Source organism: Bacillota bacterium, from assembly GCA_036504675.1.
Classification (GTDB): Bacteria; Bacillota; Sulfobacillia; order JAJYWN01; family JAJZPE01; genus DASXUT01.
Genome location: DASXUT010000023.1, coordinates 1 through 10,747, shown reverse-complemented (window position 1 = coordinate 10,747; position 10,747 = coordinate 1). Strand labels below are relative to the sequence as shown.

10 protein-coding genes are annotated in these 10,747 nt (G+C 68.9%); 4 read left to right on the top strand and 6 right to left on the bottom strand.

The genetic code is table 11. From position 1 onward, the window contains the following. Positions 1-142 precede the first annotated feature (142 nt). Positions 143-1,423, bottom strand: a complete 1,281-nt coding sequence (locus tag VGL40_01830; protein HEY3314010.1) for a cysteine desulfurase-like protein — start codon at positions 1,421-1,423, stop codon at positions 143-145. Further along, the gene (locus VGL40_01825; GenBank protein HEY3314009.1) at positions 1,402-2,439 is read right to left on the bottom strand and encodes a homoserine dehydrogenase; all 1,038 of its coding nucleotides are present in this window, start codon (positions 2,437-2,439) and stop codon (positions 1,402-1,404) included. Before VGL40_01825 ends, VGL40_01830 begins: the two co-directional genes overlap by 22 nt. A 121-nt stretch (positions 2,440-2,560) precedes the next feature. Here VGL40_01825 and VGL40_01820 point away from each other — a divergent pair, with 121 nt between their 5' ends. The 3 genes from VGL40_01820 (at position 2,561) to VGL40_01810 (ending at position 6,407) form a co-directional block, all read left to right on the top strand. After that, positions 2,561-3,046 (top strand): hypothetical protein, encoded by a 486-nt coding sequence (locus VGL40_01820; GenBank protein HEY3314008.1) that lies wholly within the window; start codon positions 2,561-2,563, stop codon positions 3,044-3,046. A 199-nt stretch (positions 3,047-3,245) separates the two neighbouring features. After that, positions 3,246-4,772 (top strand): glutamate formimidoyltransferase, encoded by a 1,527-nt coding sequence (gene ftcD / locus VGL40_01815; GenBank protein HEY3314007.1) that lies wholly within the window; start codon positions 3,246-3,248, stop codon positions 4,770-4,772. A 21-nt stretch (positions 4,773-4,793) separates the two neighbouring features. Then, positions 4,794-6,407, top strand: coding sequence for an Ig-like domain-containing protein (locus tag VGL40_01810; protein HEY3314006.1), 1,614 nt, complete (start codon positions 4,794-4,796; stop codon positions 6,405-6,407). On the opposite strand, the gene VGL40_01805 is transcribed toward VGL40_01810, so the two are convergent. The 4 genes from VGL40_01805 to argC are packed head-to-tail and all read right to left on the bottom strand — an operon-like array spanning position 6,404 to position 10,065. After that, complete coding sequence (locus tag VGL40_01805) at positions 6,404-7,624, bottom strand: acetylornithine/succinylornithine family transaminase (protein ID HEY3314005.1); 1,221 nt, start codon at positions 7,622-7,624, stop codon at positions 6,404-6,406. The genes VGL40_01810 and VGL40_01805 overlap by 4 nt on opposite strands. 23 nt (positions 7,625-7,647) lie before the next feature. Next, complete coding sequence (gene argB, locus VGL40_01800; protein ID HEY3314004.1) at positions 7,648-8,517, bottom strand: acetylglutamate kinase; 870 nt, start codon at positions 8,515-8,517, stop codon at positions 7,648-7,650. Beyond that, positions 8,462-8,950, bottom strand: a complete 489-nt coding sequence (locus VGL40_01795; GenBank protein ID HEY3314003.1) for an N-acetyltransferase — start codon at positions 8,948-8,950, stop codon at positions 8,462-8,464. The genes argB and VGL40_01795 overlap by 56 nt, the downstream gene beginning before the upstream one ends. Then, positions 8,947-10,065 (bottom strand): N-acetyl-gamma-glutamyl-phosphate reductase, encoded by a 1,119-nt coding sequence (argC, locus tag VGL40_01790; GenBank protein ID HEY3314002.1) that lies wholly within the window; start codon positions 10,063-10,065, stop codon positions 8,947-8,949. The genes VGL40_01795 and argC overlap by 4 nt, the downstream gene beginning before the upstream one ends. A 331-nt stretch (positions 10,066-10,396) precedes the next feature. On the opposite strand from argC, the gene VGL40_01785 reads away from it, so the two are divergent. Continuing rightward, positions 10,397-10,639 carry a hypothetical protein gene (locus VGL40_01785; protein ID HEY3314001.1) on the top strand — a complete coding sequence of 81 codons (243 nt, stop codon included), beginning with the start codon at positions 10,397-10,399 and terminating at the stop codon, positions 10,637-10,639. Positions 10,640-10,747: the final 108 nt, after the last annotated feature.

The window sequence follows — 10,747 nt, the reverse complement described above, 5'->3', positions numbered from 1 at the left end:
CGCGGACCCGCCGGCCGACCTGTTCTCTCCTCTTCAGCTGGATGAAACGTCGAAAGCCCGGGGCTGCCCCGGGCTTCCGGCTCTTGAGGGCTCCGACCATCAAGGGCTCCCAGCCGTCAAGCGGCCGGGGCCGCCTTCTTGCCTACCCGGCCTGCATGACCAGCCCCTCGACGGTGGCGAGGGCGCGGTCGATCTCGGCGTCGGTGTTGTAGGGGGCCAGGCCCATCCGGACCAGGCCTCCCCGGGGGACCAGCTTGAAGATGTCGTCGACGAGGGTCGTGGCGTAGAAGTTGCCGTCCCAGACGAAGATCCCTTCCCGGCCTAGGGCCTTGGCCATCTCGTCGGCCCTGCGGCCCTTGAAGACCGAGGACACGGTGGGAGTCCGCGGCGTCCCATCGGGTGCCCGGTAGACCATCGTCCCGGGAATCGCCCGCAGGCCGTCCTGGAGCTTTTTGGCCAGGACGTCCTCGTAGGCCTGGATGGCCCGCACGCCGACGAGCACCGCGGCGCGCCGGTCCGCCGGAGCGGCTTGCCCGGCCAGGGCGGCGGCCCGCCGGCCCACGCCGGCGATGAACTCGACGGCCGGAGTGGTCCCGGCGATGCCCTCGTGGCAGAGGGTGCCCGTCTCGAGGCGATAGGGCGGGTGGTCGTCCTGCGGCCGCAGCTTGTATGGGACGAGCTTGGCGAAGGCGTCGCTCCGTCCATAGACGATCCCGATGTGCGGCCCGAAGAACTTGTAGGCCGAACAGAGGAGGAAATCGCAGTCGATGTCCCTGACGTCGACGGGGATGTGGGGAGCGCCGTGGACGGCATCGATGACGCAGGTCGCTCCGACCGAGTGGGCCAGGGCGGCGGCCCGCTTGACGTCGTTGATCGTGCCGATGGCGTTGGAGGCGTAGCCGACGGCGACGATCTTCGTCTTCGGCCCGACCTTGGCCTCGAAGTCGTTCCAGTCGAGCTGGAACCGGTCGACGTCGACCCGCACCGACTTGACCGTCGCGCCCTTCTCGGCTAGGGCCAGCCAGGGGCCGCGGTTAGCCTCGTGGTCGAGGTCGGTGATGACGACTTCATCCCCGGGCTTGAGGTCCCGTCCGAGGGCTCGGGACAGAGCGTAGTTCAGAGTGGTCATGTTCGTCCCGAAGGCGATCTCGCCGGGTTTCGCGCCGAGGAGGTCGGCCACCGCCACCCGGGCGTCGGCGAGGATCTGGTCGGTCTGCGCGGCCGTGGCGAAGTAGCCGTGGGTGTTGGCGTTGTGGTGGAGGAGGTAGTCGGCGACCGTGTCGGCGACGCTCTTGGGGACCTGCGTCCCGCCGGAGCCGTCGAGGAAGATGACCGGCTTCCCGTCCACCTTCATCTCCAGGGCGGGGAACTCGCGACGGCAGAAGCTCACGTCCACAGGCATCAGGTTCTTGTCTTGGGCCATACTGGCCCCTCCTCTCGGGTGATTTCTAGAAGGTCGTTGAGAACGCCATAGGCGGTCTGCAGGCCAACCGGCTCGTGCTCGGTGACGCTGAAGTCGCCCAGGAGGTCGGTGCGGAAGGTGACGATCGAGGTGACCCCGTTGCACCGACCGAAGTCGCTGTTGATGGGGACCAGGGTCGGCTTGACCCGGGCGATCAGGCGTTTCTCCGGGCCCCCGCCCTCCCCCTCGCCCTCCCCTTCGCCGAAAGCTTCACAGACGAGTTTAATCGTCTGACCCTTGGCCCTGGCGCCCGCCAGGTCGGCGGCGGTGATGTCGCTGATGCCCGTCCGCTCGACCCCGAGCGGGGTGATCCCGGCCCCCATCAGCACGTTGGCCAGGGCCGCCACCTTGGCGGCGGCATCCCAACCGTCGACGTCGAGGGTCGGGTCGGCCTCGGCGAAGCCCATGGCCTGAGCCGCGGCGACGGCCTGGGCATTCTGGACGCCCTCCTCCATCTTCTGAAGGATGAAGTTGGACGTGCTGTTGAGGATGCCCCGGAAGCTGAGGAGGCGGCAGCCGCGCAGCCCGGTCCGGGCGAGGTTGAAGATGGGGATGCCGTCCATGACCGTCGACTCAAAGAGGAAGCGGCGGTCGACCGACTTGGCCAGTCCGGCCAGGCGCTCGTAGCCCCAGGCGACCGGGCCTTTGTTGGCCGTGACCGCGTGCTTGCCCGAGCGGAGGGCGGCCTCGACGTGGTCCATGGCCGGGCGCCCGGAGTAGACATTGAGGGTGGTCAGCTCGACCACGGTGTCCGCCTGGACGGTGTTAATCACTTCGAGGGCCGTCGGCTGCCCGGGGCGCATGTCGCCGAGGCCGGCGTGAAGCACGGCGTTGAGGTCGACGCCGCCCGGGTCGATGATCGAGCCGTGCCGCCCGGTGACGATGGCCACCACCCGGAAATGGTCGCGGAAGCCCTCGGCGATGATCTTGGCCAGGTCCCGCCCGACGTGCCCGAAACCAACGAGGATGAGTCGCATGAGGGATAGCTTCGACGCTCCGGACTCCTCTCCTCCAGGTTCGGGCAGCTTGACCGGCTCATTTGCCGCCCAGTCTACATAAGATGTGGCGTGGGCCCATCACGAAAAGGAGCGTAAGCCATTGTCTGAATGTGTCGGGGCGGCCCAGCGCCACGCCGCCATGGCCGCCGAAGCCCTGGCCACTTTGAACTCCGGAATCCACCTGGTCACCTCCGTCCCCCTGCCGGGACAGCTCGACCCCAGCCTCTTGGCGGCCGCGGTCAGGGCCGCGGCCACCCACCCGGCCGTCCGTCTGACCGTCCTGGACTACGGCTCGTGCCCCGCGGCCACCAAGGCCTTCAAGGACAGCCTGCGGTGGGCCGTGGCCGGGGTCCTGCCAGCCGGGCGGGTCGGCATCTACCAAGACCCGCAGTTCATCGCCAAGTTCCCCACGACGGCCGCCTACTTCAGCTCGTCGACGAACCCGTCGAGCGACGGGTTCGTCCTGCCGGCCAAGGATCGAGGCCTGACGGTCTTCCTCCAGCCAACGTTCGAGGAGATCCGGGATTTCGTGGCCCGGCGGGCGGCGGAGATCGCCGCCGAGGCCTACGGTGGGCGATACCGGTAAGGTTCGGGAAGGCTCGGGCGCGGAGAGGCACCGGCGGCTAGCCGGTGCCCTTTTCGTGGCCGCCAAGGCCGGAGGACCGCCGGTGAATAAGTCACCGGCGGCCATGCGACACTACTTCCAGCTTGACGGCGCAGGTCACGGACTGGCAGGAACCCACCAGCCGGGCGGGGAATCCAGAACGGCAAAGGAGGCCCGATTCATGCCAGCCATCGTCGAATGCGTCCCCAATTTCAGCGAAGGTCGGAGGCCCGAGGTCATCGAGGCCATCCTCAATGAGATCCGGGGCGTCCCCGGGTGCACCCTCCTGGACGCGGCCCCCGACGCCAGCCACAACCGGGTCGTCGTGACTTTCATCGGCGAGCCGCCGGCGGTCGAGGAAGCCGCCTTTCGAGCCTGCCGGAAAGCCACCGAGCTGATCGACATGGAGCAACATCAAGGCGAGCACCCGCGGATGGGGGCCACCGACGTCATCCCCTTCGTCCCCCTCAGTGGGTTGGAGATGGACGACTGCGTCCAGATGTCCCGTCGCGTCGGTCAGCGCATCGCTGAGGAGCTGGGGATCCCGGTCTACCTCTACGCGGCCTCGGCCGCCCAGCCGGGGCGGAAGCGCCTGCCGGACGTCCGCCGCGGCCAGTATGAGGGCCTCAAGGAGGCCGTCACCCGGCCGGAGCGCAAGCCGGACTTCGGGCCGGCCAGGATGCACCCGACCGCCGGGGCCACCGCCGTCGGGGCCAGGCTGCCCCTGGTCGCCTTCAACGCCAATCTGGGCACGGCCAACGTCGAGAAGGCCCGGGCGATCGCCCGGGCGGTCCGGGAATCCAGTGGTGGCCTGACCAACGTCCAGGCCAAAGGGATCTTCATCGAGGAGACCGGCCGGGCCCAGGTGACCATGAACCTGATCGACTACCAGAAAACGCCCATCCACCGGGCGCTCGAGCTGGTTCAGCGCGAGGCGGAGCGGTACGGCGAGACGGTCACCGACACCGAGCTGGTCGGCCTCGTCCCGCTGGAGTCCTTGCTCCGCAGCGCCCGCTGGTACCTGAAGTTGAAGGACTTCAAGAGCCAGAGACAGATCACCGACTTCCAGTTCGGCGCGGGGAACGAGGGCCGACTCGACCGCTTCGTCGAGGACGTCGCCAGCTCAAGCCCGGCCCCAGGGGGTGGGGCGGTCTCGGCCACCGCCGGCCTGCTGGGTTCGGCCCTCTTCGCCATGGTCGCCCGCCTGACCCTGACCGGCCGGAAGTACGAGGCGGCCCACCCGGCGATGCGGGAGTTGGCCGCCCACGGCGTCGAGCGGATGGCGGCCTTCCCCAGGCTGATGGCGGAGGACACCGAGGCCTACGAGGTCGTCGCCGCGGCCTACAAGCTCCCCAAAGATACCGACGAGGAGAAGGCCCAGCGGAGCGTGGCCATCCAGGCCGGCCTGAAGGGCGCCGTGGCGGCCCCGCTGAAGACTTGCCGCCTCTGCGCCGAGGCCCTCGCGGACGCGATTCCGCTGCTCGAAAAAGGCAACCCCAACGCCGTGACCGACGTCGGGGTGGGGATCATGCTCTATGAGACCGGCTTCAAAGGCGCGCGGCTCAATGTCGACATCAACCTGGGGACCATCGGGGACGCGGCCTTCGTCGAACGGACCCGGTCCGAGGTGGCCACGCTCCAGGCCCGCGTGGATGAACTGGTCGGGGCGGCGAGGGCGAAGATCGCCGCGCGCGGGCTGAGGATCTAGTCCTGCCGGGGGGTGATCGAGGTGCGGCGTCGGCCCTTGCTCCTGACCCGGTCGCCGGTCCTTGTCCTTCTCCTCGTCCTCGTCCTTCTCCTCGTCCTCGTCGGCGGGGTGGTCGGCGGATGCCGCTCGGCTCCCCCGCAGAAACCGCCGGACGGTTCGGCTCCCCCGCCCACCGTTGGGAAAGCCCTGGCCGTCGTCGGCACCTTCCCCCTCCCGGGAATGACCGACGTCCCCGAGGATGCCGGGGTGGTCATCGCCTTTGACGCCGCCGTCGACCCGGCCGACCTGACCAAGCGGGCGGCTTTCCGCCCGGCCGTCGAGGGGTCATGGGAGGCCTATGGTTCCGGCCAGCGGATGCTCTTCAAGCCGGCTCCCGACACCGGCTGGACCCCGCTCACCGCCTACACCCTGGTCATCGAGGAGGCCGTCTGGGGCGCGGCCACCGAACCCTTCCGACTCTCCTTCCGAACCGGCTCGTCGGACTGGCCGGAACTGGCCTATCCCGCCTGGGCCACGGACGGCGGGCGCCTGGCCGTCCTGGCTCGACCGGCTGCCGAGCCGACCGCTTCCTATGCTCGTCTGACCTATGACCTGGCCCTGGCCACCCTCGGCTCGCGTGACCTGACCCGCCTGGCCGAAGGCGCTCAGCCTTGGCAGAGGCCCGTCTGGACGGCGGACGGTGGAGCCCTCGTCTTCGCCAGGGCCGGCGGGACCCCCGAGGGCAAGTACGCGCCGGACGAGGTCTGGGTGGTCGCCCCGGGCCCGCCGCCCTCCGCGCGGCGGCTGATCCCGGCCTCGGACTACGCCGGCCCGATGTGGCTGGCGGCCCACCCCGCCCCGGGCGGCCGGGGCTATGTCGTGGTGGCCAACTACGGTGGCGTCGATGCTCACTCCGACGTGATGCAGAGCCTGTTCATCGCCGACCCGTCCGGGCGGAAAGTCCGGCCGATCTCGCCGTCCGGCGGCACCCAGCACTTCCTGGGGTGGGTCGGGAACGATGGCCGCTTCCTCTTCCTCGACACCTACGACCAGAAGAACCAGAGCCACTACTTCGCTTATGACGTGAAGACGGCGGTCGCCGGGGACGGCCGGGATGCCGGCGGCGCCTCGGCCGAGGTGAAGACACTGCTTTCCGGCGGGCCGGTGGCCGGCTTCGCCGACGGTTCCGGCAACTCGGGGGGCCCGCCGGGTTCGTCGTCCGTACCGGTCACAGCCGGCTCGACCTTCGCCATCACGACATGGCAGGCTTACGACACGGGCACCAGCATCCCCCACCTCCCCGCCGGCCTGGTCCTCTTGAAGGCCGACCCCTCGGCCCCGGGAGGCTACAAGCTGGTCCAAGTTGACCTGCCCGGGGCCGCCGCCTGGGCGACGCCGTCCCCGGATGGCTCCAAGGTGGTCTTCGCCTGCAACGCCAAGGGCAACTGGGACCTATGGGTCCTCGACGTGGCGGCGGCCATCGATGGGCGCGGGCAACCCCGACCGCTCACCGCGACTCCCGACGACGACATCATGCCCGCCTGGTCGCCCGATGGCCGGTGGATCGCTTTTGTCCTCAGGCATCGGGACGGGGCCGAGCTGAAGCTGGTCAGCCCAGCCGGCGGCGAGGCCCTCGATTACTGGTCAATCCGTTAACGGCCGGCCAACCGGCCGATGACGCCGCGGAGGACGTCGGCCGCCCGCCGGATTTCCCGGTCGCTGACGGTCAGGGGCGGCAACAGCCGGATGACGGTGTCGGCCGTCCGATTGACCAGGAGGCCGTCGTCCCGGCACCCGTCGAGGACGGCCTTGGCCAGGTCGACTGAGGTCATCTCGAGGGCGGCCATCAATCCCTTGCCCCGCGTCTCCTTGACCGCGTCGGGGAATTCGCCGGCGAGGCCGGCCAGGAGGCCGCCCAGGGCGGCCCCGGCCGAGCCGACACGCTCGAGGAAACCCGACCCGAGGATGGTCTTGACCGTGGCCACGGCCGCGGCGCAGGCCACCGGGTTGGCCCCGAAGGTCGAGCCGTGGTCGCCGGGCTTGAGGGCGGCCGCGACCGCCTCGGTGGCCGAGAAGAAACCGATCGGCAACCCGCCGCCAAGGCCCTTGGCGGCGGTCATTATGTCCGGCCTGACCGCCGTGCCCTGAAAGGCCCAGAAGGTCCCCGTCCGGCCCATCCCCGTCTGGATCTCATCGATGATCAGCAGGGCGCCGTGACGGTCACAGAGATCCCGGGCCGCGGCCAGAAAGGCCGGTGACAACGGCCGGATCCCGGCCTCGCCCTGGATAATCTCAAGGATGACGGCGCAGGGGGTGTCCCCCGACTCCCTCGGTTCAAAGGCCTTTCCCAGAGCCGCGACGTCGTTCGGCACCACATGGGCGAAGCCCGCGGGCATCGGCTCGAAGCCCTGCCACAGCCCGGGTTTGCCGGTGGCCGCCAGGGCGGCCAGGGTCCGGCCGTGGAACCCCCCGCTGAGCCCGATGATCCGGCGGCCCGACCGGCCGGTCACCTGAGCATACTTGCGGGCGAGCTTGATCGCCCCCTCGTTGGCCTCCGTCCCGCTGTTGCAGAAGAAGACCTTGCCCGGGACGCCGGTGCCGGCCAAGAGCTCGGCCACTTCGACGTAGGGCAGGGTGTAGAAGAGGTTCGAGGCGTGGATGAGCGTCCTGGCCTGCCTGGCGATGGCGGCGCTGACCGCCGGATGGCAGTGCCCGAGGACGTTGACCGCGATCCCCCCGATGAAGTCCAGATAAGACCGACCCTCGCTGTCCCAGACCCGGGTCCCCCGCCCCCGCACCAGGGCCAGGGGGGCACGGGCGTATGTTCCCATAACGTGCTCGTGGTCCGCTTGTCGGACCGCCTCGAAGGTCATTGCCGCTCCTCCTCGCGATGTGACTAGAGAGTGATGACTGTTCCACCGTTCGGGTTGACGATCCGGGACGACCCGGTCATGATTCGGGCCGAGGCCGCCCCGCCCTCCAGGGCCAGCAGGCAGGCTTCCACCTTGGGGATCATCCCGCCGCCGAGGCGTCCCTCGGCCATCATGGACAGCACCTCGGCCCTGGAAGCCCGATCGACAAGGCTTTCGGGGACGGTCGGGTCGGCCAGGAGACCGGGGACGTCGGACAGCAGGACGAAGCACTCGGCCCGCAGGGAGGCGGCCAGGGCTCCGGCCATCGTGTCGGCGTTGATGTTGTAGGTCAGGCCGCCCGCGTCGGCGGCCACCGGGGCGACCACCGGAACATAGCCGCTTTCGAGCAGAGTCAGGAGGATGCCGGGGTTGACGTGGGCCACCTCGCCGACCTGGCCCAGGTCGACCATCTGCCCGTCCTCCCCCCGCTCCATCCGCTTGACGGCCAGGGCCAGGCCGGCGTCCTGCCCGCACAGTCCGACGGCCGGGACTCCGGCCGCGTTGAGGCACCGGACGATGGCCCGGTTGACCCTCCCGACGAGGACCATCTGAACGATGTCCATGCTCTCGGGGTCGGTCACCCGCCGCCCGCGGATGAAGACGGGCTCTTTGCCAAGAGCCCGCATCATCTCCGAGATCTCCCGACCGCCGCCGTGGACGACGACCGTCTTCTTCCCCGCCCGCCCCACCTCTGCCAGGTCTTCGGCCAGCCTCACGAGGGCCCCGTCGAAGGCCGACGAGCCTGCCGGCGGTAGGGCGGCGCCTCCGTATTTGATGACCAGCGGCCCCAAGTCCGGCTCAGCCCGGGAGGCGTCGGATGACGGCGATTTCGTCGCAGTTCTCGAAGCGGTCACAGTAGACGCACTCCTTCCAGACCTTCTGCGGGAGTTCGGCCTTGTCGATGACCGTGAAGGAGCAGGCAGCGAAGAACGCCTGCTGATAGGTGAGGGCGAAGACGCGCGACAAGCCCATCGCCTCGGCCTCCCCCATCATGTACTCGACCATCCGACGTCCGACTCCCTGCCCCCGGTAGTCCGAGGACACCGCCAGCGACCGCACTTCGGCCAGGTCGCTCCACATGATGTGGAGCCCGCCGACGGCCACGACCCGCCCGTCATCAGCGGCGACGACGAGGTCCCGCAGGGACTCGTAAAGGAGCGTCATCGGCCGACGGAGCATCAGCCCCTGCCGGGCGTAGCCGTCGATCAGCGCGTGGGCCTGGGGGATGTCCTCCGCCCTAGCCTTCCTGATGATGGTCGTGGTCGTCAACCTCTCCTCTGTCTTCATGGATACACCGGCGCCAGGTTGAGCCCGGTCGTCTCATTGAGGCCCAGCATCAGGTTCATGTTCTGGACCGCCTGGCCCGCCGCCCCTTTCACCAGATTGTCGATGACCGAGATGACCACGACCCGCCCGGTGCGGTCGTCGACGCGCACCCCGAGGTCGCAGTAGTTCGAGCCCAGGACCTCCTTGGTCTGCGGCAGCCCGGCCGTCCGAAGCCGGACGAAGGGGCGTCCCCGATAGGCCTCGGCGAACAGGTCGAGGACCGCGGCCGTGTCCGCCGGACGAGTGAGACTGAAGTAGGCCGTGGTCAGGATGCCGCGGGTCATCGGGACCAGATGGGGGGTGAAGTTGACGACGACCTCCTCGCCCGCCAAGTCGCTGCAACTCTGCTCGATCTCCGGCGTGTGCCGGTGCTCCCCGGCGATGCTGTAGGCCCTGAGGTTCTCGTTGACCTCCCCGAAATGGGTGCCCAGGCTGAGCCCCCGGCCGGCCCCGGAGACGCCGGACTTGGAGTCGAAGATGATCCCGTCGTGCTCGACCAGCCCGGAGCGGAGGAGGGGGGCCGCCGCCAGGGCGCAAGAAGTCGGGTAGCAGCCCGGGTTGGCCACCAGGGAGGCCCCGGCGAGCCGCTCGGGCCAGAGTTCCGGCAGGCCATAGACGGCCCGGGCCAGCGAGTCGGGCGCGGTGTGCTCGATCCCGTACCACTTCCGGTAGGTCTCGGCCGACCGCAGTCGATAGTCGGCGCCGAGGTCGATAACCTTCTTCCCCGCCGCCAGCAGCGGCGGAGCGAGCCGCATCGCCGCCCCGTGCGGCAGGGCCATGAAGACGAGGTCGCAACGGTCGGCCAGCCACCTGGCATCGGTCGGACCGGCGACCAGCGCGCCGCCGCCTTCGCGGGTCGGCCCCCCGCGGCCTTCCTCACCCGTCCCCCCGCCGAGGTGCGGGTAGACCTGGTTGAGGGGTTTCCCCTCGTTGCTGTCGGCGGTGACCGCGGTCACCCGGGCGGCCGGGTGACCACCGAGGACGCGGAGCAATTCCAGCCCGACGTATCCAGTGGCGCCGGCTATGCCAACGTTGATCAGTTTCCCTCTCCCCCGTCGCACTCTTGGCCAGGCCAAGCCTTGCCCAGCTTAATGGACCTTCCAGTGGCCTGAGAGCTAATAAGAGGATTATAGCTTGTGCTGCATACTTATGCAATACCCCGCATCATTTTTCATTCCTCCGGCTGCCTCCCCCTTCCGCGACCCTGGTCCGCTTATCCAATGATCGGACCAGGCCTCGCGGGGACGGGCAGGTCCTCAGAGCCGACGGACCAAGTGCCGACCCCTGATCCGAGGTTTTTCGAGATTTCCCGCCGGTGGACATAAGAAACAGGGAACATTTTTCGGTAAACTGACGACTAATATAATAGGAGACTGGAAGTCAAGACCAAGAAAGGTGGTGGTCACCGTGATCAACCTCAAGCAACTGGTCCCAGGAGACAAGGTCGTTCTCGTCACCGAACGTGGCCGGGTCGACCTGACCCGAATCTTCGGCCGCTACAAGTACCGGGTGGCCGCCGATTACCTTCCCCGACCGGCGCTGGCGAACGTCTTCTCCTCGGAGGAGCGTCTCGACCGCATCGAGGTCCGGCTGGAGTCGGGAGTCCGTCTTCGGGAGCACGTCCTGAAGTTGGCTTATCAGAGGTCCTAAAGATCGGTCAACCACGGCCGCGTGCCGTCAATTTGGCTCCTGCCTCACCCCCTACCAGTCCCTTTGACGCGCAAGGCCCCGGACCATCAGTCCGGGGCCTTGCGCGTT